Genomic DNA, 25,142 nt, shown 5'->3' with positions numbered 1-25,142 from the left:
AACCCCACATGAATCAGGCTCACATGCTCTCATTTCAGCAAATCATTCTGAAGCTGCAGGATTACTGGGACCAGAAAGGGTGCGCCCTGCTGCAACCATATGACATGGAAGTCGGCGCAGGCACATCTCACACGGCAACATTCCTGCGAGCCATCGGCCCCGAACCCTGGCGCGCAGCTTATGTGCAGCCCTCGCGTCGTCCGAAGGATGGACGTTACGGCGAGAATCCTAACCGTCTGCAGCACTACTACCAGTATCAGGTGGTGCTCAAACCCGCCCCGCCAGACATCCTTGATCTGTATCTGGGCTCACTTGAGGCAATCGGCATCAATCCGAAGGAACACGACATCCGGTTTGTCGAGGACGACTGGGAAAATCCGACGCTCGGAGCCTGGGGCCTTGGATGGGAAGTATGGCTCAATGGAATGGAGGTGACTCAGTTCACCTACTTCCAGCAAGTGGGTGGCATCGACTGCAGCCCGACCACAGGCGAAATCACCTACGGCCTGGAGCGCCTGGCCATGTACCTGCAGGACGTCCAGAGCGTGTACGACCTGATCTGGACCGACCGCAACGGCTGGCGACTCACCTACGGTGACGTGTTTCACCAGAATGAAGTAGAGCAATCGACCTACAATTTCGAACATGCCAATGCGCAAGTTCTGTTTCAGCACTTCAACGACTACGAAGCGCAGGCCAAACGTCTGATGGAAGTGCCGCTGGCTCTGCCCGCTTACGAAGCGACGCTCAAGGCCGCACATACGTTCAACCTGCTCGATGCCCGCGGCGCCATTAGTGTCACAGAGCGAGCCGCTTATATTGGCCGGATCCGTAACCTGTCACGCGCGGTCGCCCAGGCCTATTACGAATCAAGAGAAGCACTCGGGTTTCCCATGCTCAAGTCGAACGAGGTCAAGGTTTGATGACTGCCACACCCACTCATGCCCCCAACAAGGCCTCATTGCTGATTGAACTGCTCACAGAAGAGTTGCCCCCAAAAGCGCTGCAACGCCTGAGTGACGCGTTTGCCGAGAATGTCAGACAGGCGTTGTCAACTCGCCAACTGCTTTCTGAAGCAAGCGAAACAACAGTGTTTGCAACACCACGCCGACTGGCTGTACGACTGTCGGGCGTTCTTGATGTCGCCGCGGACCAGCCCTTCACAGAGAAGCTCATGCCGGTGAAGGTTGGACTCGACGCACAAGGCCAGCCTACACCCGCGTTGCAGAAGAAGCTGGCTGCCAAAGGTCTGCAGCATCTGAGCGTAAGTGATCTCGAGCAGATTGATGATGGCAAGCAGATGTACCTGATTGCACAGGGCACCGCTCCCGGTGCCAGGCTCAAAGACTGCCTGCAAGGTGTCGTCCAGGACGCGCTGTCCAGTCTCCCTATTCCCAAAGTGATGCGTTATCAGCTCGCAGACGGCGTGACCAGTGTCAACTTCGTACGACCCGCCCATGCGCTCATATGCCTGCATGGGGAACGGGTAATCCCCATCGAAGCTCTGGGCCTTCAGTCAGGACGTGAAACCCAGGGACACCGCTTTCTGCATCCAGAGCCGATTGTCATCGAGTCTGCTGATCAGTATGAGACCACGCTCATCAGTCAAGGCCATGTCGTACCCAGCTTCACAAAGAGACGGGACGAGATTGCGCATGCGCTGGAGCAGGCTGCAGCTGCACTCAATGCGACAACAGGCAACGACCCGGCGGTCGCTGCTCTGCTTGACGAGGTGACTGCGCTGGTCGAGGCCCCGGCGGTCTATGTCGGCGAGTTCGAACCCAGATTTCTGGCGGTCCCCCAGGAATGCCTGATCCTGACCATGCGCCTGAATCAGAAGTACTTCCCGCTATTCGACCGGGTCGACGGCAAGCTCACGCACCAGTTTCTGATCGTCAGCAACATGCCCATCGAGAACCCATGCGCCATCATCGAAGGCAATCAGCGCGTGGTCAGGCCCCGTCTGGCCGATGCCGAGTTCTTCTACACGACGGACTGCAAACAGCAACTGGCAGATCGCACCCAGGCGCTCGATCACATCGTCTATCACAACAAGCTCGGCTCTCAGGGTGCCCGGATCGAGCGGATTCGTCAGGTCGCGGCCTGGATTGCCCGCAAACTGGGTGCTGATCAGTCTCATTGCGAGCGGGCCGCCTTGCTCGCAAAGGCAGATCTGACAACACTGATGGTCGGTGAATTCCCGGAACTGCAGGGCATCATGGGCGGATACTACGCCCGCAATGACGGTGAACCCGAATCGGTCGTCAAAGCCATCACCACTCAGTACCAGATTCGCTGGACAGAGGCAGTCGAACCCGTTGACCTGCCTGCCATTGCCCTGTTCCTGGCAGAACGTGCGGAGACCCTGATCGGCATCTGGGGGATCGGCCTGGCGCCGACCGGAGAGCGTGACCCGTTCGGCCTGCGCCGCGCAGCGCTTGGCATGATCAGTGCATTTGAACAACTCCACAACAGTGCCTACCTGCCGCTGGTGGACGAACCCGTCATGCTGCTTGAGGACCTCCTGCAGGCGGCATGGCAAACATTCGAAGACTCGGTATCGCTTGAGCGTGACACTGTGGGGGCTGTCAGTGCGTTCATTCGCGAGCGCTATCGCAATCAGCTCGCATCAGTCTATGAGCGTTCTGCCGTCGAAGCGGTTTTTGCGCTCTCTCCTGCTCTCGAGCAGATCGTCGCCCGTATTGAGGCCACGCAGGCATTCATGCAGAGCGAGGCGGTACAAAGCCTGGCCGCAGCCAACAAGCGGATTGGCAACATTCTGAAGAAATCGTCAATCACATTCCCGGAAATTCAGGAGTCGCTGCTGACGGAGGCGGCGGAAGCCTCACTGGCTGCGCAGATCCAGTCGATCGAGCCCGACGTGCGTGACCACATGCAGCAAGCCCGCTTTGAGCAGGCACTCGCGGCGCTGGCCGTGCTCAAGCAACCGGTTGACCAGTTCTTTGATGAGGTCATGGTCATGGCCGATGACGAGCATGTACGTAACAACCGGCTTGCACTCCTGTCACGACTGCACGGTATGATGAACCAGGTTGCCGACATTTCAAGGCTGACACCGTGAAACTGATCATCCTTGACCGCGATGGCGTCATCAACGTGGATAGCGTCGAGTACGTCAAAAGTCCTGAAGAGTGGATTCCACTCCCCGGTAGTCTGGAGGCCATCGCCAGACTGCATCAGGCAGGCTGGAAGATTGTCGTGGCCTCCAATCAGTCCGGGCTTGCCAGAGGATACTTCGACGCTGCAATGTTGAATGCCATGCATCAGAAATGCCGGCAGATGCTCAATGCGCTAGGTGGTGCAATTGACGCGTTCTTCGTCTGCCCGCATGGCCCGGATGAAGACTGTACCTGCCGCAAGCCGAAACCCGGCCTCTTTGAGGCGATCTCACAGCGATTTGACAAGCCTCTCGCTGGCGTACCCGCTGTGGGCGATTCCTTGCGTGACCTGCAGGCAAGTGCTTTGGCTGGATGCAATCCATGGCTTGTCATGACGGGTAACGGCACGCGCTACAAGGATAGTCCGGACTTGCCGCCCGGTACACGACAGGCAGCAGACCTCGCTGCGGTGGTCGACGAACTACTCTCCAAGCAGGCGTCATGATGGCCTGGATACGTGCTTCGCTCTATTACCTGCTACTGACGGTGACTGTCATTCCGTACGCCTTTTTCACCTTGCTGTGTGCTCCATTGCCTTTGCACTGGCGTTACCGACTGACCATGGGATGGCCAAGAATGGCAATCTGGGGTGCACGCGTACTGTGTGGCGTACGCTGGAGAATCGAGGGCTGGGAGAATCTTCCTGATGGACCGGCGATCGTTCTGTCCAAGCATCAATCCGCCTGGGAGACATTGTTTCTGCCCAGCCACATGCCCCGGGAAGTCTGCTTTGTATACAAGCGGGAACTGCATCGGATTCCATTTTTCGGGTGGGGGCTGGCTCTGTTGCGCATGATTCCTATCGATCGCGCGAAGGGCAAGGAAGCGTTCGAGCAGGTTGTGGCGGCTGGCCAGAAACGGCTCGATGAAGGCAGGTGGCCGATTCTTTTTCCGGAAGGTACCCGCGTCGCACCGGGCAAGATGGGACGTTTCAAGATGGGCGGTGCCTTGCTGTCTCATCGTACCGGAGCGCCCATCATTCCAATCGCGCTCAACGCTGGTGAAGTCTGGCCGCGCCACTCTTTCACCAAGAGGCCTGGTACTGTCACCGTCTCGATCGGTCCAGCGATTTCGCCAGACGGCCTGAGTCCGGAAGAACTCAATGACAAGGTCTATGCCTGGATTGAAACCGAGATGACCAGGATTTCCTCAGCTCGACCACCAAGATCCCGGAAATCAGTATGAGCCGGCAGCTGTCACTGGACTTCGATTCGCTTGAACTGACGCCATCCGGTGCGACACGCAACAGCCAGATTGGCATCGACCTGCGCACGGTCCATCTTCAGGGTGTAGCCCTTCAGTATCAGCTTGTGAGATCCCGGCGGCGCTCGATCGGACTGACAGTCGGCGAGAATGGCCTTCGTGTGGCAGCACCTTCCTGGGTCGGCATGGCCCAGATCGAATCAGCGATCGTGACCAAGTTTGACTGGATTGTGGGAAAACTGAGCGAGACCGCGATTCGAAAAGAAAAGATGGCTACCGCTGAACGGAACTGGCAGTTTGGTGGCAGGATTCCTTACATGGGACTAGCCATTGAGCTATGCGATGGTTCTCGCCATTCGTCTGGACGCAGAGACCAGTACTGGTTCGAAGGCGACCCCCTGATGCCCGCCGAAGCAGACAGGTTGTGGCTACGCTTACCCGCTCAGGCCCAGCCTCAGCAGATTCGAGAGATGGCACAGGGCTGGTTGCAGGCCCAGGCCAGACATTGGTTTGGACTGCGTCTGGCAGCCTTCGAAGCCCAGTGCGGACTCAAGCCGACCAGTTGGCGGCTGTCCAACGCAAGTGGACGCTGGGGCTCCTGCAACAGTCAGGGCAGAATCGGACTGAACTGGCGGTTGATTCACTTCGAGAAGCCGGTCATTGACTACGTTATTGCCCATGAACTGGCACACCTGAAGGAACTCAACCACAGCGCCGCATTCTGGCAGACACTCAAAGCAATCTATCCTGATTACATACGGGGACACACGCTTTTGAAGGCGCATGTTCCCGGACAACTCCCTGAACTTTGAAACAGCTGGTCGTGTGACCTGGCAGACCGACTCAGGTGAGTTGTATGATCCTTCAAACGCAACATTTCTTAGGAGTTCATCATGCGCATCCTTCACACCATGCTTCGCGTCGGCGACCTTGACCGTTCAATCGACTTCTACACCAGCGTTCTGGGCATGCGCCTGCTGCGCAGAAAGGACTATCCTGGCGGCCGTTTCACGCTCGCTTTTGTCGGCTATCAGGATGAGTCCGAAGGTGCAGTGCTGGAGTTGACTCACAACTGGGATACACCCACTTATGACCTTGGAACGGGATACGGCCATATCGCGCTCCAGGTTGAGAACGCTGCCCAAGCCTGTGACCGGGTACGAGAGAAAGGGGGCAAAGTGACCCGTGAAGCGGGTCCCATGAAGCACGGCACCACGGTGATTGCGTTTGTTGAGGATCCAGACGGCTACAAGATCGAGTTCATCGAGAGGTGAAAACCCATTCAGCAAACTTGATTCGCGAACACCATTGACCACAGCAATCCTCTCAGGGTGAGCATCCTGGCCGCGTCAAGCGCGGCCGATACCCACTGATACTATCCCCCTCAGGTAACACTCGCGTCGCGCGTAACCCGTCCAGACACGCAGACCAGGTCTCAACATGCTAAACATTCTCTGGCTGACTTTTTTTATCCTGGGAACCATTGCTGGTCTGACTCAATGGTTGTGGCTAGGCGACGCTGACGTCCTGTCGCGTATGGTCACCAGCCTGTTCGACATGGCCAGAGTGTCAGTCGAGATCATGGTGGTGCTCTTTGGAACCTTGACGCTCTGGCTTGGTCTGCTCAGGATTGCCGAGAATGCCGGTCTGGTCAACACCCTCGCACGCTGGCTCTCACCATTGTTTGCAAGGCTGATGCCGGAAGTGCCGCGAGGCCATCCGGCACTCGGCCTGATCACCATGAACTACGCAGCCAATGGCCTTGGTCTGGACAACGCGGCCACCCCTGTCGGACTGCGGGCCATGCGCGAGTTGCAGACACTGAATCGGAAGCCCGATACAGCAAGCAACGCACAGATTCTGTTCCTGGTGCTCAACACATCGTCCCTGACCCTGTTGCCGGTGACGATATTTATGTACCGTTTGCAGCAGGGCGCACCCGATCCGGCATTGGTGTTTCTGCCCATATTGCTCGCTACCAGTGCGTCCACGCTCGCAGGCTTGCTGGCAGTCGCCTGGGTACAGCGCCTGCCGCTAAAAGATCCTGTTGTCCTGCTCTATGTGGGTGCGACAGCCTTGCTGATCAGTGGGATTCTGGCATTGGCCGCCAGTGTCAGCGCCACCACCTTGACACACATCTCAACGCTCACCGGCAATCTGGCGATTCTGGTGCTTATCGTGCTGTTTCTCATCATGGGGGCCTGGCGAAAAGTCCCGGTTTACGAGAGCTTCGTCGAAGGCGCCAAGGATGGGTTCAACGTCGCCCGCGACCTCTTGCCCTATCTGGTTGCCATGCTGTGCGCCATCGGTTTCCTGCGTGCGTCCGGTGCCCTGGACTTTCTGCTTCATCTGATCCGTCTGCTGTTCGAATGGATCGGAACCGACACCCGCTTTGTCGATGCCCTGCCGACCGCGCTGGTCAAACCGTTCTCAGGGAGTGCAGCGAGAGGACTGATGATCGAGACCATGCAGCATCACGGTGTCGACAGCTTTGCCGGACTGCTGTCTGCGACCGTACAGGGCAGTACCGAGACAACCTTTTATGTTCTGGCCGTGTACTTCGGCTCAGTCGGCATCTCGAGAGCCCGCCATGCAGTCGGCTGTGCACTGGTTGCTGATCTTGCTGGCATACTGGCCGCAATCGCAGTCTGCTACGTATTCTTCGCCAATGGGCTCTCCCCATGAAAATAATCATTGCACCTGACTCGTTTAAAGAAAGCCTGGATGCTGCGAGCGTGGCCAGTGCCATCGCCAAAGGCATCCGGAAGGTTCTACCGCATGCTGACATCATTGAACGGCCCATGGCTGACGGTGGTGAGGGGACACTGGATGCACTGATGCGAGGAACTTCTGGACAGACCCGCTCAGCCCATGTCCTCGACGCACTGGGTAGACCGTGCACTGCAAACTGGGGATGGATCGAGCCTGACACGGCTTTCATCGAGATGGCCAGTGCCGCAGGACTCGAGCAGATCTGTCCCCACAAGCGCGCGGTCATGCAGTCAGACACGACCGGGGTTGGTATGCTGATCTGCAAGGCCCTTGACCAGGGAGCCAGGACAATCGTACTGACGGCGGGCGGCTCTGCAACAAACGACTGTGGTGCAGGCATGCTCAAGGCACTGGGACTCGGATTGAGAGATGCTTCAGGTGACGAGTTGTCAGGCGCCCCGCACGATCTCGCCCGACTGGCGAGTCTGGACACTTCGTCACTCGATTCTCGCATTCCGACTGTACGCTGGATCGTTGCGACCGATGTGGACAACCCCTTGTGCGGTGAGCGTGGTGCCAGTTCAATATTTGGTCCTCAGAAAGGGGCGACGCCCGAACAAGTCAGAAACCTGGACGAAACGCTCGCACATTTCGCTGATCTGACGAGCGAGATCAAGGGTGAAGACAAACGGGAGGTGCCAGGCGCGGGTGCCGGAGGCGGTATCGGATACGGTGCGATCGCCTGGCTCGGTGCGACGGTGAGGCCAGGTGCTGAACTCGTGGCAGAACTCGTACAGCTTGATCACCTGATTGCTGGCGCAGATCTGGTGATTACCGGAGAAGGTCGACTGGACGGACAAACACTTTACGGTAAAGCCCCAATGCAAGTGATTCGCACGGCCTATCGCCATGGTGTACCAGTGATCGGGATCGCAGGTTCACTGGGAACAGGATATGAAGCAATGTACGAGCACGGACTGGGAGCAGCATTCAGTCTGGCACCCGGTCCCATGAGTCTGCAACAAGCCTGCTCAGACGCGGCAAACCTGCTTCAGAACAGGACCCGTGACATCATGCGCACGATGCTTCTGGGCGCACGTGTCGGGCCAGATCGTTGGCCAACCGAATAAACCCCTGAACCGATACCTGTTCGGCCCGATCAGTCGGCTCAACGCCCACAGATTGCCAATCAACCTGTCCAGCCCAGTCACCGAGTGCCCGCCGCAACATTTTTCGACGCTGGGAGAATGCCCTTTGAACAACCTGGCCAAAAAGCGCCTCATCGTCTGCCCGGGTACGATCAGCCGGGAGAGGAATCATGCGGACAATCGCTGAAACAACTTTGGGTGCGGGCTCAAATGCCTGGGGGTCAACATCGAACAGCTTGTGCATCCGGTATCGATATTGCAGCATTACGGACAGTCGACTGTAGTCAGAGCTACCCTCGCGGGCAACCATTCTGTCCACCACTTCGCGTTGCAACATAAAGTGCTGATCTTTCACATGATCGGCAGCATCCAGAAAGGCAAAGAGCAATGGCGTTGAAATGTTGTACGGAAGGTTTCCGACCAGACGCAAACCATCTCCCATACTAGCAAAATCGACAGTCAGTGCATCCTGCTGGATCACAGTCAGTCTGTCTGGCCCGGCAAGCTGACGCAGGCGGGCCGCCAGATCTCTGTCAATTTCGACAACGGTCAGGTGATCAAGCCTGGCCATCAGAGGGACAGTCAACGCAGACAGCCCGGGTCCGATCTCGACCATACGATCCTGTGGCTGCGGGTCGATTGCACGAACGATCGAATCAATCACCACCTGATCTTTCAGGAAGTTCTGACCAAATCGCGCTCTTGCCTGATGACGCGACACGCTTTACTGCCTGAACAGACGGTTGTCTATGTAGGCCTGATTACGCATCTGCTGCAGCCAGGCATCGAAGTGCGCACCGGCCCGGCGCTCAAACAACATCTGCCGTGCGTAATTGCGGCGAGCCTGATCAGCCATGTCTTGCGTGCGACGCTCCTCAACCAGAATGATGTGCCAGCCAAATGGCGACTTGATTGGCTCACTGATCTCACCAGGTGAGAGCTTGTTCATCGCTTCCTCGAACGAAGGAACGGTTTCCCCCGGGTTGACCCAGCCGAGCTCGCCACCCTGAGGGGCGGAGGCATCCTCAGAAACGACGCGCGCCACATCCGCGAACGACTCACCACCCTGAACGATGCGGCTTCGTGCGTTCTCCAGACGCTGCCTGGCCGCATCATCACTCATGGCTGGTGAAGTCTTGATCAGGATGTGACTGGCTTTGGTCTGATCGACCATCACAGGCCCATCCGGCAATTCCGCACGGCGTGGCTCTGGTGGAGGAGGTGGCGGTGGTGGTTTCGGTGCCTGTCCCCCTGCCCGGCGAATGACCTTCAGAATGTGAAACCCGGCCGGACTCTGGAACACGCGGCTGATCTGGCCGGGTTGCAGGCTACGTGCATTTTGTACAAACAACTCAGGCCATCCGCTGGCGGGCCGCACACCAAGCTCGCCACCACGGACCGCTTCAGGCCCTTCAGAAAACTGGATTGCCAGGTCTTCAAAAGACTCGCCCTTGCGAAGTCGGGCCCGGACATCATCGATCCGCTTGCGTACTTCCGTCACTTTCTCCGGACCCGCGTTCTCTGGCACGCTCAGGAAAATCTGCGACAACTGTAGCACCAGCGGTGGTGCGGGCTGCGGTTTTGGGCGGGGTACGGGCTTGGGTGGCGGTGGAGGTGGAGGTTCCAGACCACTCGCCTTGCGCGCGGCCTGCTCTTTGAGGAATGCATCCACCTCGGAATCCGTCACCCGGATGGTCTGCTCGGCCAGCGCGATGCGCATGCGATCAAACAGAAGCTGCTGAGCCATGCTCTGGCGATACTCATTCCAGTTCAGCCCCATCGCACGAATCTGCGCCTGCACCTGGGCAACCGTCGCGTTGTTGCGACGCGCCACAGATGCAATGGCTTCATCAATATCCCGGTCCCGTATCTCGATACCCATCTGTTTCGCTTCCTGCTCGATCACTTTCTCGGTGATGAGCGTCTCGAGCGCCTGCCGCTCGAGCTTCTCTCGCGCTGGGGGCGCAATCCGCTGCGCACGCAACTCGGACTCGATCTTGGCCACCTGATTCTCGACTTCCTTGACGGTGATGACGTCTTTGTTGACCACCGCAGCAATGCCATCAACTGGCGTTGTCGCACGCTGTCCTTGCGGTGCGGCCGAACGCAAGCCTTGTCCATGAGCACTGGCGACAACCGCCGCTCCAAGAATCAGTGGTATCAATCCGCGAAAAAACTTTCGTAAACAAAACATCATTCGTACCTTTCAAATTTACCCACTGGCGGTATGTTCGGCGCAATATTCTCGTAGCTGGGGATGCTGCGTGTCAGCATGCCCATGGGATCCTGTCCCAGACTACCCAGGCCCGAAAGTTCGAGCTGAAAGAAAATCGCGTTGTTAACCGACGTCGGATCAATTGCGTAGCGCTGGTAAACCACACGTGCAGCCCAGCAGCAATCTGCTTTGTACTCCAGTCCGGCAATAGCCTGGGTAACCCGCGGCGTTGCGTTCCTGCTGGGATCGCTCAGTAAAGAATAATCGACTCGCCCGACGGAATAAAGGTTGTTGGTCAGCGGCCATTGAAATGAGAGGCTGATCTGGTCCTGTCCCTGCGGTTGATACAGACCAGTAGGCTGACGCTGATATCGATAGGAGGCTGACAGGCTGGTCGCCCTCTTGGGCACCCAGCGCGCGGTAACCTGGGCACGATCCCATTGATTGTCGTACGGGTTGTACTGCAGACTCATCGACGTCGAGAGCGTGTTGGTCAGCGCTGCGGTCGCTCCGAACAGCCAGTCGGAGCGGACATCTGTTCTGGGCGCTTCGCCGGGAAGTGTCACCCGCTGATCCGCGAAATAGAATCGTTGCCCGGCAGAGATGGCAAGGCGTTCGAATCCCGTCTCTTCGTCGAGCCACCGGGTCCCCAGCGCCACTGTGAGCTGATTGGCGTTCGCGATCCGGTCCCAGCCACCATTGTATATGTTCTCCTGAAACGCCTGAGAAAAGCTGAAGTCGGAGAGCGAAGTGTCGTAGATGGGCAGGTTCGACTGATCTCGATAGGGTACCCTCAGGTAGTAGATTCTTGGCTCAAGCGTCTGGATCGCCGCACTCCCGAAGAACGAAGTCTGACGCTCGAAAGTCATGCCGGAGTCAATCGACATGATGGGCAATGCACGCGTGGCGTTCGCCGGTTGCTGGCCACCCATGGAAAGTCCATACCAGTCGGTTTCGTACTGGGTGAGGTGCATCCCGAATTTCGGGGTGATGTACCAGCCGGGGCGAACAATCGGATAGGCCACCGACGTGTAAGAGGTAAAGCGCTGCCCATCCGGACCCAGCCTGAGACCCTGATCGGACAATGGACGTCTGAACCACGTTGCTGCGTTCTGGCTCCTTATGTCGAACCCGTTCCAGTCAAATCGCGTTCCTGTCAGTGTGAACTCGGGCAGTTTGTTGTACTGCGGCACCACATCGGCAATCGTCTGATAACTTGCAACCTGAACGTTAGCCTGCCAGTACTTGTTGCTCCAGCCCAGATTTCCTGTCTTGGGCAGATAGCTGGTGCTAGCCTGGTTGATGGCCAGAGTGGTGAAGTCCCGGAAATAGTCCTTGTCCGACACACCATTCAGATCGAAATTTCCGTAGAAACCATTGCCGAAGACTTGATTGTGCTGCCATGAATAAGCCCACCGGCTTCTGTCCAACTGATAGTCGTTATTCAGATACGTACCTGCCATCGTGCCGAAGTAGTCCGGCTGCAGATACCGAAACTCTCCCCCGAGTTGCAAGCCACGCTTGCTGGTTGGCCTCAATGTCAGCGTTGCGTCATAGTTGGGTGCAATATTGAAGTAATACGGCAAAGCCATATCAAAGCCGGTCTGGCTCGTGATGGCGAAGGTCGGCGCCAAGAATCCCGATTTGCGCTCTTTTCTGATGGGAAATGTCAGATAAGGTGATGCCAGAATTGGCACGTCCTTGAAATAAAGCACGCCATTACGGGCAATACCCTCATTCTCATCAAAATGCAGATCGACTTTGGAGGCTTCAATACGCCAGGCCGGATCCGGGCAGGGACACCCGGTGTAAGTCACATCCGTGACTGTCATCTCGTCCTTGCTCTTGATGTCGGCTTTGGATCCGACGCCCGAACCGGCATTCTGTAACCAGAAATTGGGTTGCTCGACCTGCCCGCTGTTGTTCTCCATGTTGAAGCGCAACGACGGACCGACCACGATATTGCCATCCTGAACCAGTCGAGCATTGCCGGTCCCGGTCATCACGTTGGACGCCTGATCAAAATGCAGGCGACGAGCCTTGATAACAGCATCTGCACGACGGGCAGACGCAGCCCCCTCGAGCGTCGCAAAATCCTGGCCATCGCTGGTCATTCGCATCGCTTCAAGATAGACGGGAAGGGTGTCGGGATCGACACCCACCGGGCGCAACCCTGATGACTCCCGCAGACCAGACACGATACGGGCCTCGACTGGCTGGTACTGTTTAGCGGATGGTGCAGCCTGCGCTGGCTGGGCGAGTACAGACTCGCCTGCCGCACCGAGCGCGGCAGTCGTGACCATTCCAAACAGTGGCAGCAATCTCAAACGTTGCACAAGCGATCGAAAGTCCTGTAGTTGAATCGGGTTGAGCACTGCCACATGGCGAGCTGGACTGGCACTATTATAGAGACCTTGAATTTTGCATGAGTGAACGACCGTGATGACGCAACGAATTGAGCTCGAAGCCCGCCGAAAATCCCTGATTCAGTGGCTGGAATCCCTGCCTGAGTCTCTTGAGCTGGACGTTGCAACACTATCGTCTGCGTCAAGTGATGCGAGCTTCCGACGCTACGACCGTCTGCAGGCCGGGAACCGGACCCTGATCGTCATGGACGCCCCTCCTCCTTTCGAAGACTGTCGACCATTTGTCGATGTCACGCGTCGACTTTCAGACGTTGCCCTGAGTGTGCCACAAATACTGGCAGTCAATCTCGAAGACGGCTTCCTTCTTCTGAGCGACCTGGGCAACCAGACCTATTACGATCGGATCCAGTCCGGAATCGATGATATGCAACGTCAGAGTCTGTATCGCTGCGCGATCGAGGCACTTGTAACCCTCCAGCACGCATCTGCGGATGGCCTGCCAGTCTTCGATGCCACCAGACTGCTGGAAGAGTTGCAGGTCTTCACCGAATGGTATGTCAAGGTACACCACCAGACCGAACTCTCGGTCCAGGAACATGAGGCCCTGAACGGTATTTTTGAGGTACTGGCCAGTCACGTCGCGAATGAACCGGCTGTACTGGTACACAGGGACTTTCATAGCCCGAACCTGATGGTACCCCTTCCAGAAACACCTGAAGCACCAGGCATCATCGACTATCAGGACGCGGTAAAAGGGGCGATCAGCTACGACCTGGCCTCACTGGTGTTCGATGCGCGCACAACCTGGGAAGAAGCGCAGCAGCTGGACTGGGCAATCCGCTACTGGGAGAGAGCCAGACAACAGAAACTCCCTGTTCCGGACGATTTTGCGCAGTTTCACATGCAGTACGAATGGACGGGTCTGCAGCGAAACCTGCGAATCCTCGGCGTATTTGCCCGCCTGAACCATCGCGATGACAAATCGCACTATCTGGATCACATTCCGAGAGTGCTCGGCTACGTCAGACAAGTCGCGCAGCGTTACCGGCCCTTCATCCCGCTGCTCAGACTGCTGGATCGCCTAGAGGGAATCGAACGCAAGACTGCACTGACTTTCTGATGATGCGCGCAATGATTCTGGCGGCAGGCCGTGGAAAGCGAATGCGGCCCCTGACCGACCACACACCGAAACCATTGCTCAAGGTTGGCCAACGCCCCTTGATAGACTGGCATCTGCAGAACCTGTCTAGCGCAGGGTTCCGTCAGATTGTCGTGAACCATGCGTGGCTTGGTGACCAGATACGCGCCCACCTGGGTGATGGTGGAAACTGGAACCTGAAAATCCACCACAGTGCGGAAGAGCAGGCGTTAGAGACGGCCGGTGGGATCGCGCGGGCACTGCCGTGGCTAGGTGATAAACCTTTTCTTGTCATCAATGGCGATGTCTGGACCGACTGGCCAGCATCAGAGGCCCTTGTACACGCAAAAGCCTTGCAAGGTTCTTCGTCGCACCAGGCGCATCTGGTCATGGTTCCCAATCCACCCCAGCATCCGAAGGGAGACTTCCTGCTGAGAGATGGACTTGTGCAAGATCCTGCGTCACCATTGTCGGCGACGACCCGGGACGAGCCGGCTTATACCTTCAGCGGCATCGGCATCTACAAACCGGATTTATTTGATGGCGTCCCTGCAGACAAACCCGTCGCACTGGGTCCGTTACTCAGAAAGGCCATGCAGTCAGGCCAGATTCTTGGTAGCCTATATGCAGGTCAGTGGCATGATATTGGTACCAAGGAACGACTCGAAAAACTCGATCGTGCGCTTCGGTGCTCCGGTTAGGTGCCGATGACTGCATTGCAGGCCATCGGTGAGCGCGCATCTGAAGTTGCAACGAACTGTCACGACGGGATGACCGGGCATCCGGGCTCGGGTTATCCTACAGGGTTGTTGATCATCACTTGATCGACCGAATTTCAGGCGGCAACGTGCTGCCGGGCGCCCGGATCAGCGAAGATTCGGGGCAGGACCTAACAGGAAGTCAGAAACATGGGAATTTTTGGGGGATCTCGTCGTCAGGTCTTCAAGCCATCTCCATACGACACGCGCAGACGCTCCAAGGGGTTGCCGCGATGGTTCATCTTGCTCGCACTCGGCATTCTGTTCGGCGCAGGTGGCGTTCTGATTCTTCAGGCCAGCTATGGGCCGAAGCGGCTGACCGTACTGGAATCACAGAAACTGACAGACGATCTGGCGTCAGTATCACTGGAGCGCCAGCAACTCCAGTCCAATCTGAACGAACTGCAGCGCACGCTCAACAGCGAGCGTGAGCAGTTCAAGAATGACGTCAGCAAGCTGCAACAAGAAATCAGCTCGCTCACCACGCGCCTGAAACCACTCCGTGAGGAAGTTTCAATGTTCACCAATGCAATCACTGCGGGTCTGAAGTTCGATCCGATCGGGATTGCGGGTGCATCCTTCGAGCAGTCAAGTGGCGATGAGCCTCTGTCCTACCATATCTTGCTGGTACAAGAAGAAGAGGACAAGCCGCAGTATGCGGGCCGGATTGAAGTGACATTCGAGGGACGTTACCCCAACGGTCGCGCTGGTGCGGTCAAGGCGCTGGTCGTTCCGTTCACGCTCGGACATTACGAGCACCTGACTGGACGAGTCGAAATGCCCAACGGTTTCCGCGCGACCAGGGCCACCCTCAGAGTCTACGAGGCGGATGGTCAGCGGGCACTGAGCTACAGAACTTATAGTGTTGATAGCTGACGCCCCAGGACAGTCGGGCATCTGGGTGCGACTTCTCGCCTAATTGACGATCCGGTGATCTGACGTTTCCTCTTGCGCTTTTCGCGGAGTCGACGCAAACAATTCGCAGAACAAGTCCAGCAATCCCTGTTCAGTCCGATCTCGCTCACACCAAGTTCAGTTTTGGGATTATGCTTCTCGCAAATAATCTGAAGTCATGGAGACATGGATGGACACGGAAAGCCTGACTGGCGAATTTCGGATTGAACACGATCTGCTCGGGGACATGGAAATCCCGGCACAGGCCTACTACGGCGTGCACACACTTCGCGCCATTGAGAACTTTCCCATCACCGGCCAGTCGATCGGCCTGGTGGCTGACCTGGTCAACGCGCTGGCAGAAATCAAGATTGCATCGGCGCTGGCCAACCGCGATCTGGGCATGCTTGACGAGATCCGGGCCGACGCAATTGTCAAGGCCTGCCAGGAGATTCTGGCCGGCAACCTGTACGATCAGTTCAAGGTCGATCTGATCCAGGGAGGAGCCGGTACATCCACCAACATGAACGCCAACGAAGTGATTGCCAACCGGGCACTGGAGTTACTCGGACATGAGCGTGGCCAGTACGAACACCTGCACCCCAACGAACACGTCAACATGAGTCAATCGACCAACGATGTGTATCCCACCGCACTGAAGCTAGCGACTTACCGGGGGTGCGAGCGACTGCTGGCACGAATGCAGTCACTCCAAGAAGCATTCGAGCGCAAGGCAGTCGAGTTCAAGGACATCCTGAAAGTTGGCCGTACACAATTGCAGGATGCCGTACCCATGACGCTCGGACAAGAGTTCCACACCTACTCTGTCATGATTGGGGAGGATATATCGCGGGTTCAGGAGGCATTACCTCTGATCTGCGAAATCAACCTGGGAGCCACGGCCATTGGCACCGGGATTAACACCCACCCCGAATATGCCAGTTACGCTCGCAACCATCTTGCCGAGGTAACCGGACTGCCGTTGATCACCGCCCCCAACCTGATCGAAGCCACGCAAGACGTAGGAGCCTTTGTTCAGCTATCCGGTGTACTCAAACGCGTCGCCGTTAAAGTGTCGAAGATTTGTCACGACCTGCGATTGCTTTCGAGCGGTCCGCGCGCAGGTATTGGCGAAATCAATCTGCCTGCCCGTCAGGCTGGATCGAGCATCATGCCTGGCAAGGTCAATCCGGTGATTCCGGAAGTGGTGAACCAGGTTGCGTATGAGGTCATTGGCAACGACGTCACCATCAGTTTTGCGGCTGAAGCTGGCCAGCTTCAACTCAACGCGTTCGAACCAATCATCGCCTACTCGATGTTTCGTAGCATCTCCCACCTGAGCAACGCATTCCAGACACTTGAAGTCAACTGCGTGGACGGGATCACAGCCAATCTGGATGTCTTGCAGGAGCACATGGACCGTTCGATCGTGCTTGTCACGGCACTGAACCCATACATCGGGTATCAGAATGCAACCAGCGTAGCCAAAGAAGCACTGCACTCTGGCAAACGCGTGTATGACATCGTGCTTGAACGCGGACTACTGGACCAGGCAAAACTCGACGCGATCCTGCACCCGCAGGCACTGACGGCTCCGCGTCTACCCATCCGCTGACACGACGATCAGCACGACAGTAGCAGAGGGATCAGGGAGGGCACGTGCCCCGTTTTCTCTCTCTGCTGGTATTTCGGAATGATCAAAATAGTCCCGACAAAAAATCCGGGCAACCGGTCAGACAAACATTAGCTCTGGCTTGACCGGTATTTGGCGAGATTCTCTTCATTAGGAGGGTAAAGCCCAGGCAGTCTGGCCCCCTCCTCGACCTGCGAAACAATCCAGGCCTCAAGTCGCTCCTGCTCCAGGGCAAGCGGCACGATCTCCTCGAGCAAGGCGGCAGGAATCAGCACTGCGCCATCCTCATCGGCAACCACCACATCGCCAGGAAACACCGCCACACCGCCGCACCCTATCGGAGACTGCCAGTCGACAAATGTCAGCCCTGCGACAGATGGGGGTGCCGCAACACCCTGGCACCAGATAGGCAAGCGGGTTCCAAGCACTCCAGCCACATCGCGCATGACCCCGTCGGTGACCACGGCACTCACGCCGCGCCTGGCAATACGAGCTGCCAGAATGTCGCCAAAAATGCCGGCGTCGGTGACACCCCGGGCATCGACGACTGCGATGCAACCTTCAGGCATGGCTTCAATTGCCGCGCGAGTCGATGTGGGGGAGTTCCATGACGCGGGCGTTGCAAGGTCCTCGCGAGCCGGCACAAAACGCATTGTAAATGCGCGCCCGACCACTCGTGCCTGACCCGTTCGAATCGGTCGAGTACCCCGCATCCAGACATTGCGCAGCCCTTTCTTGAGCAAAAGCGTTGTCAGCGTCGCCGTTGACACCGTTTGCAAAGCCTCCACAACATCTGTGGACAGGCTCATATCGACACCCTGATTCATAGCTTCAGACTCCAAAAAGTTCAACCGATTTGCGCGAGACGTTCAGTCTGCCGCCTGACCAGGCGATCAATGTCGGCCCTATCTGCAGCAGACAGACTCGGGCCAGGACGCCGGATTTTTTCCGAGGCGATAATGCCACGTTTGTGCATGAGATGTTTTCTTACGGCGAGCCCAACTCCAGGTTGCTGCTCATAGCGTGCCAATGGCAGATAGGCATCAAAAAGATCGAACGCCCTTTCAGCCTGCCCCTCATCAAAGGCCCGACAGACATCCACCATCATCTCGGGATACGCAAAACCTGTCATGGCCCCATCAGCACCCCGCACCAGCTCTTCGGGCAGAAACAGGCCGCCGCCATTGCCGGTCAGAATCGACACCCGTCGCAAGCCTTTGCTTGTCTCTGCGTCGCGGATCGCGCTGAGCTTAGCCAGCCCTGGGCCATCCTCGTGCTTGAGCATGAGGCAATTGGGAGACTGCGCCAGCAAATCGATCAGCAGTGACGTCGAGATCTGCACGCCGGTTGAATTGGGATGGTCTTGCAACACCCAGGGGATCGACCCGAGGGTCTCATTGACCATGGCAAAATAGGCACGGATCTGGTCGTCTGTTCTGAGTCCCGCAGCCGGCGCCACCATAACCCCGTCTGCGCCCATGTCCACAACCCGCTGGCTCAAGGCTTTCATGGCGGCAAAGCCAGGCGCCGAAGCGCCCACGATGACAGGGACCTTGCCATTAACACGGCGCAAGACTCGTTCTACGAACTCGCCAGACTCCTGCGCTGTCAGCTTGGGTGCCTCACCCATCACGCCCAGCAGGGTCAGGCCATTGGCTCCCGACTCAAGATAAAAGTCGACCATCCGGTCTGTACTTTCAAAATCGATGTCACCACTATCTTTGAAGGGTGTCACCGCGATCAGGTAGACGCCACGCGCGTCGGTTCCGAAACGTTGCTTGTCCTGAGTCATGCTGAAGATCCTGTTAAAAAGGTCTGTCGATCACAAGAATGTACTATGGAGCGATCATTTGTACGTGGTAATCCACGGCAAGCCATGACAAGCGTTTGCGGCAACAGAAAATCGGCCACGTCGTCCCACAGTCACCGGAAACCGTCAGGTTTGCACCTTCGGGTTTTAATCAAACTCCTGTCCCGACCAATCAGGCGTTCAGGTTTTCAAGGACAGCATCACCTACCTCTAGCGTACCGAGCGATCCACCCATATCACGCGTCACACGCCCTTGGCGCACGGTCTGCACCATGGCAAGCTCGAGGCGTCTGGCCAGATCGGCATACTCAGGCTTCTGATGCTTCTGCGCAAGCCAGGCAAGCAACATGGATGAAGACCAGATCTGGCTCAAGGGATTGGCGATATTCTTGCCGGCGATATCAGGCGCCGAACCATGTGCAGCCTGAGACATGGCAAAAGTGGAACCAGCATTGATCGATGCGGCCATGCCAAGGCTGCCGGAAAGCTCAGCGGTGAGGTCCGACAGAATGTCACCAAACATGTTGGTCGTCACCAGCACATCAAAGCGCTGAGGCTCGCGCACGGCGAGCGCCATCATGGCGTCCACGATAACGTCGTCCACAACCACATCCGGATATTCTCTGGCGACCTCGTGACAGATATCCATGAACATCCCGTCTCCAACCTTGAGCACATTGGACTTGTGAACGATTGTCACCTTGCGGCGACGCGTCATCGCAAGTTCAAACGCGGCGCGCGCGATTCGCTCACAACAATGACGGGTGATGCGTCGCATCGAAATCACCACATCGTCGGTCACCAGAATTTCACTGTTGCCTGACTTCATGTTGCGATCAGCGTAGAACCCTTCCGTGTTCTCTCGCACTACAACCAGATCGAATGGCTGACTACGTACCGGAACCCCTTCAAACGTTCTGGCGGGACGGACGTTGGCAAACAGGTCAAAGTGTTTGCGAAAAAACGCCGACGGATTGGCTTGCTTTCTGTCCTGGCTGTTCAGATCATGGGTCGTCATGGGTCCCAGAATCAACCCGTCAGATTGCGAGATTTTTTCTACCAGATCTTCTCGGATGGTTGTGCCGAATTTCTCAAGGCTGGCATGACCCGCCAGATCATGAACTAGTTCAAGCGGAGCACCTGCCAGAGAAGACGCTGCCTGCAGCGCCTTGACGGCCACCTCCATGGTTTCGGGACCAATACCGTCACCGGGAATCACAACCAGTTGCATTTGTTTGACACCTTTAATAATGTTGAGCAGTCTCCTGGGCGAATAATCCAGGCACAGTTCGTTAAGATAGCAAAAGAACAACCTTCGATTGCGTTGCTTCCGTGTTCCAGGCCACAGAGGGATAGTCAAACCTAATCCGCAGGTTGCTGACAACTGAAGGTTCATTGGCCTACATCAATGAACCTTCAGGAAAAATGAACCATACTGTGATACTTCACGATGCAAAATCTGGCAAATTCTGGCACCGAATCGGCTGAGGCACAGTCCAGGCCCGTGCTCCATACACACCAGACCAGACATCGGACAGGCGTCGTTGCAACGGCGCCTCGAGCATAGACACTGACTGGAACGCTCATGATTGATCCGTTTACCAAGCTGCCTGGCTACAAAAAGGCGCAACCAGGACTGGAAAGAAAGATCCTGCGCCTGATTCCGAAGGTATTCCTTGTCGGTACGTTCATGATTTTCTTGCCCTCTCTCATCGCGAGAATCTGGAATATTGATGAAGCCGGATGGGCAGTTGCCAAGTTCATCACAACCATCGATATCTATGCGTTCGGCCTGCTAAGCGTACTCTGGACCGGACTCTTTACGGTCGGCGTCGGTGCGATCACCGTCATGGTCATGAAAGGTCCCGCCTACGTTGCAGATGCCTACCCGCTGCCGGATTCAGACAAACCTCGCCCGACGAAAGAGCAGGATTCCTGACTTACTCCGTTCCTCACCCTGCCTGCACCGTCGGCATCGAACACAGGTGCACTGTGTCCGATGCCAGGCTCATCACTGAGGACGTCCGACGCGGTATGCTAGGAGGTTAATTAACTTCTTGACGCACAGCCCATGGGATATCTCAGAAAAGACCTCACACTTGAAACTTTGAACAACAGAATCGGCGAGAACCTGCCAGGTTACCTTGGCATTTCCATGACCGGTTTCGGCGAAGGTGAGATCACGAGCCGCATGGAACTCAAAAAGATTCACTTTGCGCCGAACACCTACCTGCATGCCGGCAGCATTGTCACGCTCGCGGACACCACAGCCGGATTTGGTACCTACGCCCACCTGCCCGAGGGCTCGACAGGTTTCACCACGATTGAGCTAAAGTCGAACTTCCTGGGTACATTACGAGAAGGAGCCATCATCTGCGTCGCCAGAGCCCAGCATCTGGGCCGTAACACGCAAATCTGGGATGCCGAGGTGTTCGATGAAGCGACCAATCGCAAGATGGCACTATTTCGCTGCAGCCAGATGATTCTCTGGCCCAAGGGATAACCCGAAAGGATATTCAACATGACCGAGCCCGTTCGTATCGACATGGTTTCCGATATTGCATGCCCATGGTGCGCCATCGGCCTGACAACCCTGGAAAACGCACTGAAGGAACTCCAGGGATCGATCGCGGTGGAGGTTCACCTTCAACCGTTCGAACTGAATCCAGACATGCCCAAAGGCGGTGAAGAAGTCATCTCATACCTGTCTGCCAAGTACGGAATCGAGCCTGATCAGGTCCGGATCAACCAGCAGCGTATTTACGATCGTGCCAAAGAAGTCGGGTTCGAATTTCATCCAGAAGGTCGTAAACACGTTTACAACACATTCGACTGTCATCGATTGCTGCACTGGGCCGCTACCGAATGTGGTGTGGAGCAGGCATTCTCCCTCAAAAAGGCTCTGCTGGCTGCCTATTTCACTCGCGTGGAGAACATGGACGACTTGCAGACACTGCTTGATGCTGTTCAGGCCGCAGGCCTGGACACCGATCGGGCGGCTCAGGTTTTATCCGGGGATGAGTTCGCGCAAGCCGTACGTTCGGAGCAGACACGCTGGAAGATGCTCGGTATTCGTGCCGTACCAGCCTTCATTCTCGACAACAAGTTTCTGGTCGAAGGTGCGCAGCCTCAAGAGAATCTGGTCGCGGCCATCCGGCAGGCAAGCGAGCGATCACAGTCTCAAGGCTAGCGCTCGCAGCAACAGCCCCGCGGCAATCAGACGACTGATCCGATGGGGGTGACCCTCCACGACAAGCGGTCAGACACAACAACTCACCAGACAACTGAACCACACGACTAAACAACATACAGAAGGTTAGGCAAGGGGAACAACATGACCGTCGCGACACAACTGTCCGTGCAGCCCGTCTCTGGCACACTTGGCGCATTGATTACAGGGGTCGATCTCAAGCGGGACCGATCACCAGAACTGATTGCCCAGATCAGAGAGATCTGGCTTGAGCATGGCGTGATATTTTTCAGAGACCAGGATCTTGATCCAGCAGCGTTTCAGGACTTTGCCCAGCAGTTTGGCGAAATTATCGAGTACCCGTTCGTCAAAGGGATCGAGAACTTCCCAAAAATCATCCCTGTGATGAAGCTGCCGCATGAGCGTCACAATTTCGGGGGTGTCTGGCACACCGACACGGCCTATTTGCAAGCCCCTCCGATGGCCACCATGCTCATTGCACGCGAGATTCCCCCAAAGGGCGGAGACACACTGTTTGCCAACGGTTATGCCGCTTACGAAGCCCTTTCAGATGGACTTAAAAAGACACTTCTCACATTAAAGGCTGCAAACTCCTCGGCCAAGGCTGAAGTCACCAAGACCCGCGAAGACAGAATTGCTGATTCGGCAACCGATCGAGCCGGATCCACGCTGATCGGAGAGCATCCGGTCGTGCGGACTCACCCTGAAACCGGCAGACGTGCGCTGTATGTGAACTTTGCCCACACGACCCATTTTGTCGGATGGACCGAAGAAGAAAGCGCTCCTTTACTGAACTACCTGTTTGCCCACCAGGTCCGCCCGGAATTCACCTGTCGCTTTGCGTGGCAGCCCGGTTCAATCGCCTTCTGGGACAATCGTTGCGTCCTGCACAATCCGATCAATGACTATCACGGCTACAAGCGTCTCTTGCACCGGGTCACCCTCAAGGGCGATGTACCCGCCTGAATTCAGACCGGACCGACTCTGCCAAGGTTGATCCACACCATGTAAAGCCCGGTTCCTGCCAGAATGCTGAGCAGGGGCTGGCGGCTGTACCACTGCAAAACCAGAACCAGTGCCACACTCACCAGTTCAGCCAGAAAGTACGGTGTGGCTGATCGCTGCGACAAATCGCGAATGCTGTGCAGCAGAAGGATGACCATGATGGCAGATGGCAAGAATCTTCCCAGATCCATGATGCGTGGACTTTCGCGCAGCCACTTTGCAGCCAGGAACGGCAATGCTCTCAAAGCGAAAGTCACGGCGCCCATTACAACGATGGCCGTCAGAACGTAAGCTGTCTGCATCAGCGTATCCTCTTCGCAATCGATGGTGCGAGCAGCCCCGCAATCACACAGGCCAGGACAGACGCCAGGAGTGCATGAGTCGGTAGCAACAGGCTGCATACACCGTAGGCCACCAGTGCGGTCCCGACGGGCACCAGCGAGCGGCTGACCCGCCATTGCTCTGCGGTCAGAATCGCAAACAGCGCCGCCAGCGCAAAATCCAGACCGCTCAGCGACACAGGTAACTGTGCCCCCAGCCCGGCACCAGTGATGGTGCCCAGTGTCCACCAACCCTGGTTGATGCCAGCCAGAAAAGCCATCTGATTGGCCGCAGGCCTCGGACGAGATGCCGTGATCACAGAATATGTCTCATCAGTAAGCGCGAACACCAGGTACCATCGCAGAAAAAAATTCTGCGGGCGGTCTTTCAGAAGCGACAAACCGTAAAACATGTGGCGCATGTTGATCACCAGTGCAGCCACTGCCAGGGACGCCAGCGGTAATCCAGCCGCAAGCATCGGAATCATCGCAAACTGGGACGCACCTGCATAGACCACGAGGCTCGCCACAACCGCTAGCCACCAGGCTGCACCAGCCTGTACGAACAGGAACCCGAATACCATGCCGAGCGGTATATAACCCATCGCCACCGGCAAGGACAGCATGAAACTGGAACGATCACTGACTGAAGACACTAAATCTCTCTAGGCGATGCGCAAAAATACCCGAAAACTCTCCCTCTGCGTAAGACAGGCTGAGGCTGCGCCTGGGCCAGAGAAATCAGCGTCACACTGACACGATGCCCTGACGCAGACACAAGAACACGCAAACAGGCCTCAGATGTGAACCGCTCGCGAGGCGTTTTCGAGCTGCTCTCTCAAACCACGGTTCAACCAGCGTTTGTTCACGTCATAGACCTGTGGAGAGATTCCGGAGTATACCGAGAGTCGCTGGCGCGCTTTCTCACAGACATCCTGCGCAGGAGCAAGCTCATCGACCAGACCCTGCGCCACAGACTGGGCTGAACTGATTCGGTCAGCACGCTGCAACAACGCATGCATGACTCCAAGCCTCACGCGACGCCCCACTATGACAGCCGCAATCGGTGCCGGAATGTTGATCTGGGCTTCAGGCAGTGACATCCAGGTTTCTTCAGCCATCACAATCTCGTCACACGCACACGCCAGCATCATACCGGCGCCGATCGCTGGCGCCTGGACCGCAGCAACGACAGGTTTGGGAAACTCGATCAGGTCGATCAGCATGCGCAGTAGAAACTTCATCTGAAGCTGCTCGGCCTCGTGTGGATCCCGGTCAGCGTACTCCTTGAGGTCAGCGCCCGCGCAAAATGCTTTCCGACCACTGGCCGCAATGACAACCGCGCGCACATCAGGATGGTCCCGTGCATCGGCCAGGGCAACGTGCAAAGCCTCATAGTTTTGTTCGTTCAATGCATTGACTGAGCTCGGCCCGTTCAATGTCAGCGTGAGAATCTGGGTTTGCAGTGATGTGTCAAGCATGAGAATGGCTTCTTGTTCAAAAATGTAAGTTATTCGGGAGCGACCTGGCTCCCAGGGTATCTGGCACTG

General features: G+C 56.7%; 25 protein-coding genes. 16 read left to right on the top strand and 9 right to left on the bottom strand.

The window, feature by feature from the left end; genetic code table 11:
• Nucleotides 1-23 precede the first annotated feature (23 nt).
• The 8 genes from glyQ (at nt 24) to DBV39_RS17705 (ending at nt 8,224) form a co-directional block, all read left to right on the top strand.
• Nucleotides 24-923 carry a glycine--tRNA ligase subunit alpha gene (gene glyQ, locus DBV39_RS17740; RefSeq protein WP_108623368.1) on the top strand — a complete coding sequence of 300 codons (900 nt, stop codon included), beginning with the start codon at nt 24-26 and terminating at the stop codon, nt 921-923.
• The gene (glyS, locus tag DBV39_RS17735; protein ID WP_108622697.1) at nt 923-3,082 is read left to right on the top strand and encodes a glycine--tRNA ligase subunit beta; all 2,160 of its coding nucleotides are present in this window, start codon (nt 923-925) and stop codon (nt 3,080-3,082) included. Before glyQ ends, glyS begins: the two co-directional genes overlap by 1 nt.
• Nucleotides 3,079-3,624 (top strand): D-glycero-beta-D-manno-heptose 1,7-bisphosphate 7-phosphatase, encoded by a 546-nt coding sequence (gmhB, locus tag DBV39_RS17730; protein ID WP_108622695.1) that lies wholly within the window; start codon nt 3,079-3,081, stop codon nt 3,622-3,624. The genes glyS and gmhB overlap by 4 nt, the downstream gene beginning before the upstream one ends.
• Entirely contained in the window at nt 3,624-4,364 is a 741-nt protein-coding gene (locus DBV39_RS17725; RefSeq protein WP_108623367.1) for a lysophospholipid acyltransferase family protein, read from the top strand. The genes gmhB and DBV39_RS17725 overlap by 1 nt, the downstream gene beginning before the upstream one ends.
• Entirely contained in the window at nt 4,361-5,194 is an 834-nt protein-coding gene (locus DBV39_RS17720; RefSeq protein WP_108622693.1) for a M48 family metallopeptidase, read from the top strand. The genes DBV39_RS17725 and DBV39_RS17720 overlap by 4 nt, the downstream gene beginning before the upstream one ends.
• Before the next feature lie 81 nt (nt 5,195-5,275).
• A complete protein-coding gene (gene gloA / locus DBV39_RS17715; RefSeq protein WP_108622691.1) occupies nt 5,276-5,656 on the top strand; it encodes a lactoylglutathione lyase in 381 nt (126 codons plus the stop codon).
• A gap of 166 nt (nt 5,657-5,822) precedes the next feature.
• Nucleotides 5,823-7,067 (top strand): nucleoside recognition domain-containing protein, encoded by a 1,245-nt coding sequence (locus tag DBV39_RS17710; RefSeq protein ID WP_108622689.1) that lies wholly within the window; start codon nt 5,823-5,825, stop codon nt 7,065-7,067.
• On the top strand, nt 7,064-8,224 hold the full coding sequence (locus DBV39_RS17705; RefSeq protein WP_108622687.1) for a glycerate kinase: 1,161 nt from the start codon (nt 7,064-7,066) through the stop codon (nt 8,222-8,224). The genes DBV39_RS17710 and DBV39_RS17705 overlap by 4 nt, the downstream gene beginning before the upstream one ends.
• Here DBV39_RS17705 and rsmA read toward each other — a convergent pair.
• From rsmA to DBV39_RS17690, 3 genes are read right to left on the bottom strand one after another with little or no spacing between them, the layout of a single operon-like run.
• Nucleotides 8,166-8,963: a 16S rRNA (adenine(1518)-N(6)/adenine(1519)-N(6))-dimethyltransferase RsmA gene (rsmA, locus tag DBV39_RS17700; RefSeq protein WP_108622686.1), complete on the bottom strand. Its 798-nt coding sequence runs from the start codon at nt 8,961-8,963 to the stop codon at nt 8,166-8,168. The genes DBV39_RS17705 and rsmA overlap by 59 nt on opposite strands.
• Nucleotides 8,964-8,966: 3 nt before the next feature.
• Entirely contained in the window at nt 8,967-10,406 is a 1,440-nt protein-coding gene (locus DBV39_RS17695) for a peptidylprolyl isomerase (protein WP_159079026.1), read from the bottom strand.
• A gap of 29 nt (nt 10,407-10,435) precedes the next feature.
• The gene (locus tag DBV39_RS17690; protein WP_227870701.1) at nt 10,436-12,793 is read right to left on the bottom strand and encodes an LPS-assembly protein LptD; all 2,358 of its coding nucleotides are present in this window, start codon (nt 12,791-12,793) and stop codon (nt 10,436-10,438) included.
• A gap of 106 nt (nt 12,794-12,899) precedes the next feature.
• Here DBV39_RS17690 and DBV39_RS17685 point away from each other — a divergent pair, with 106 nt between their 5' ends.
• The 4 genes from DBV39_RS17685 to aspA all read left to right on the top strand — a co-directional run bounded on the left by DBV39_RS17685 (nt 12,900) and on the right by aspA (nt 17,228).
• Nucleotides 12,900-13,943 carry an aminoglycoside phosphotransferase family protein gene (locus DBV39_RS17685; protein WP_108622682.1) on the top strand — a complete coding sequence of 348 codons (1,044 nt, stop codon included), beginning with the start codon at nt 12,900-12,902 and terminating at the stop codon, nt 13,941-13,943.
• 2 nt (nt 13,944-13,945) lie between these two features.
• The gene (gene murU, locus DBV39_RS17680) at nt 13,946-14,662 is read left to right on the top strand and encodes an N-acetylmuramate alpha-1-phosphate uridylyltransferase MurU (protein ID WP_108623365.1); all 717 of its coding nucleotides are present in this window, start codon (nt 13,946-13,948) and stop codon (nt 14,660-14,662) included.
• Nucleotides 14,663-14,869: 207 nt separating this feature from the next.
• Nucleotides 14,870-15,595 carry a DUF6776 family protein gene (locus DBV39_RS17675; RefSeq protein WP_108622680.1) on the top strand — a complete coding sequence of 242 codons (726 nt, stop codon included), beginning with the start codon at nt 14,870-14,872 and terminating at the stop codon, nt 15,593-15,595.
• A gap of 208 nt (nt 15,596-15,803) precedes the next feature.
• A complete protein-coding gene (aspA, locus tag DBV39_RS17670; protein WP_108622679.1) occupies nt 15,804-17,228 on the top strand; it encodes an aspartate ammonia-lyase in 1,425 nt (474 codons plus the stop codon).
• A gap of 128 nt (nt 17,229-17,356) precedes the next feature.
• Here the strand turns inward: aspA and DBV39_RS17665 are convergent, their stop codons facing one another.
• From DBV39_RS17665 to DBV39_RS17655, 3 genes are all read right to left on the bottom strand, one after another.
• Nucleotides 17,357-18,073: a ribonuclease activity regulator RraA gene (locus tag DBV39_RS17665; protein ID WP_227870700.1), complete on the bottom strand. Its 717-nt coding sequence runs from the start codon at nt 18,071-18,073 to the stop codon at nt 17,357-17,359.
• A gap of 20 nt (nt 18,074-18,093) precedes the next feature.
• A complete protein-coding gene (locus DBV39_RS17660; RefSeq protein WP_108622677.1) occupies nt 18,094-19,038 on the bottom strand; it encodes a dihydrodipicolinate synthase family protein in 945 nt (314 codons plus the stop codon).
• Between the two features lie 190 nt (nt 19,039-19,228).
• Nucleotides 19,229-20,287: an isocitrate/isopropylmalate dehydrogenase family protein gene (locus tag DBV39_RS17655; RefSeq protein ID WP_108622676.1), complete on the bottom strand. Its 1,059-nt coding sequence runs from the start codon at nt 20,285-20,287 to the stop codon at nt 19,229-19,231.
• 354 nt (nt 20,288-20,641) lie between these two features.
• Here DBV39_RS17655 and DBV39_RS17650 point away from each other — a divergent pair, with 354 nt between their 5' ends.
• From DBV39_RS17650 to DBV39_RS17635, 4 genes are all read left to right on the top strand, one after another.
• Complete coding sequence (locus DBV39_RS17650; RefSeq protein WP_108622674.1) at nt 20,642-20,995, top strand: hypothetical protein; 354 nt, start codon at nt 20,642-20,644, stop codon at nt 20,993-20,995.
• Nucleotides 20,996-21,127: 132 nt separating this feature from the next.
• Complete coding sequence (locus DBV39_RS17645) at nt 21,128-21,559, top strand: PaaI family thioesterase (RefSeq protein ID WP_108622673.1); 432 nt, start codon at nt 21,128-21,130, stop codon at nt 21,557-21,559.
• Between the two features lie 18 nt (nt 21,560-21,577).
• Nucleotides 21,578-22,246 (top strand): DsbA family oxidoreductase, encoded by a 669-nt coding sequence (locus DBV39_RS17640; RefSeq protein WP_108622671.1) that lies wholly within the window; start codon nt 21,578-21,580, stop codon nt 22,244-22,246.
• Nucleotides 22,247-22,390: 144 nt separating this feature from the next.
• Nucleotides 22,391-23,233 (top strand): TauD/TfdA dioxygenase family protein, encoded by an 843-nt coding sequence (locus tag DBV39_RS17635; protein ID WP_108622669.1) that lies wholly within the window; start codon nt 22,391-22,393, stop codon nt 23,231-23,233.
• Between the two features lie 2 nt (nt 23,234-23,235).
• On the opposite strand, the gene DBV39_RS17630 is transcribed toward DBV39_RS17635, so the two are convergent.
• The 3 genes from DBV39_RS17630 to DBV39_RS17620 all read right to left on the bottom strand — a co-directional run bounded on the left by DBV39_RS17630 (nt 23,236) and on the right by DBV39_RS17620 (nt 25,073).
• The gene (locus tag DBV39_RS17630) at nt 23,236-23,574 is read right to left on the bottom strand and encodes a branched-chain amino acid transporter permease (protein ID WP_108622667.1); all 339 of its coding nucleotides are present in this window, start codon (nt 23,572-23,574) and stop codon (nt 23,236-23,238) included.
• Nucleotides 23,574-24,248 carry an AzlC family ABC transporter permease gene (locus tag DBV39_RS17625; protein WP_227870699.1) on the bottom strand — a complete coding sequence of 225 codons (675 nt, stop codon included), beginning with the start codon at nt 24,246-24,248 and terminating at the stop codon, nt 23,574-23,576. Before DBV39_RS17625 ends, DBV39_RS17630 begins: the two co-directional genes overlap by 1 nt.
• A gap of 141 nt (nt 24,249-24,389) precedes the next feature.
• Nucleotides 24,390-25,073 carry an enoyl-CoA hydratase/isomerase family protein gene (locus DBV39_RS17620; RefSeq protein ID WP_108622664.1) on the bottom strand — a complete coding sequence of 228 codons (684 nt, stop codon included), beginning with the start codon at nt 25,071-25,073 and terminating at the stop codon, nt 24,390-24,392.
• Nucleotides 25,074-25,142 lie beyond the last annotated feature (69 nt).

Origin of the sequence: Orrella marina (genome assembly GCF_003058465.1) — a bacterium.
In the GTDB taxonomy this organism is placed as follows: domain Bacteria; phylum Pseudomonadota; class Gammaproteobacteria; order Burkholderiales; family Burkholderiaceae_B; genus Algicoccus; species Algicoccus marinus.
Note: the sequence above shows the minus strand (reverse complement) of the source record. Positions and strands in the feature narration are given on the sequence as shown.

Excerpts from the sequence above, each read along its gene's own strand:
- DBV39_RS17660 (WP_108622677.1), bottom strand. The coding sequence starts at position 19,038 with ATGACTCAGGACAAGCAACGTTTCGGAACCGACGCGCGTGGCGTCTAC.
- DBV39_RS17635 (WP_108622669.1), top strand. The coding sequence starts at position 22,391 with ATGACCGTCGCGACACAACTGTCCGTGCAGCCCGTCTCTGGCACACTT.
- DBV39_RS17665 (WP_227870700.1), bottom strand. The coding sequence starts at position 18,073 with ATGAATCAGGGTGTCGATATGAGCCTGTCCACAGATGTTGTGGAGGCT.
- DBV39_RS17725 (WP_108623367.1), top strand. The coding sequence starts at position 3,624 with ATGGCCTGGATACGTGCTTCGCTCTATTACCTGCTACTGACGGTGACT.
- DBV39_RS17630 (WP_108622667.1), bottom strand. The coding sequence starts at position 23,574 with ATGCAGACAGCTTACGTTCTGACGGCCATCGTTGTAATGGGCGCCGTG.
- DBV39_RS17645 (WP_108622673.1), top strand. The coding sequence starts at position 21,128 with ATGGGATATCTCAGAAAAGACCTCACACTTGAAACTTTGAACAACAGA.
- glyQ (WP_108623368.1), top strand. The coding sequence starts at position 24 with ATGCTCTCATTTCAGCAAATCATTCTGAAGCTGCAGGATTACTGGGAC.
- DBV39_RS17720 (WP_108622693.1), top strand. The coding sequence starts at position 4,361 with ATGAGCCGGCAGCTGTCACTGGACTTCGATTCGCTTGAACTGACGCCA.
- DBV39_RS17705 (WP_108622687.1), top strand. The coding sequence starts at position 7,064 with ATGAAAATAATCATTGCACCTGACTCGTTTAAAGAAAGCCTGGATGCT.
- murU (WP_108623365.1), top strand. The coding sequence starts at position 13,946 with ATGCGCGCAATGATTCTGGCGGCAGGCCGTGGAAAGCGAATGCGGCCC.
- DBV39_RS17655 (WP_108622676.1), bottom strand. The coding sequence starts at position 20,287 with ATGCAACTGGTTGTGATTCCCGGTGACGGTATTGGTCCCGAAACCATG.
- aspA (WP_108622679.1), top strand. The coding sequence starts at position 15,804 with ATGGACACGGAAAGCCTGACTGGCGAATTTCGGATTGAACACGATCTG.
- glyS (WP_108622697.1), top strand. The coding sequence starts at position 923 with ATGACTGCCACACCCACTCATGCCCCCAACAAGGCCTCATTGCTGATT.
- DBV39_RS17710 (WP_108622689.1), top strand. The coding sequence starts at position 5,823 with ATGCTAAACATTCTCTGGCTGACTTTTTTTATCCTGGGAACCATTGCT.
- gloA (WP_108622691.1), top strand. The coding sequence starts at position 5,276 with ATGCGCATCCTTCACACCATGCTTCGCGTCGGCGACCTTGACCGTTCA.
- DBV39_RS17650 (WP_108622674.1), top strand. The coding sequence starts at position 20,642 with ATGATTGATCCGTTTACCAAGCTGCCTGGCTACAAAAAGGCGCAACCA.
- DBV39_RS17620 (WP_108622664.1), bottom strand. The coding sequence starts at position 25,073 with ATGCTTGACACATCACTGCAAACCCAGATTCTCACGCTGACATTGAAC.
- DBV39_RS17675 (WP_108622680.1), top strand. The coding sequence starts at position 14,870 with ATGGGAATTTTTGGGGGATCTCGTCGTCAGGTCTTCAAGCCATCTCCA.
- DBV39_RS17640 (WP_108622671.1), top strand. The coding sequence starts at position 21,578 with ATGACCGAGCCCGTTCGTATCGACATGGTTTCCGATATTGCATGCCCA.
- DBV39_RS17685 (WP_108622682.1), top strand. The coding sequence starts at position 12,900 with ATGACGCAACGAATTGAGCTCGAAGCCCGCCGAAAATCCCTGATTCAG.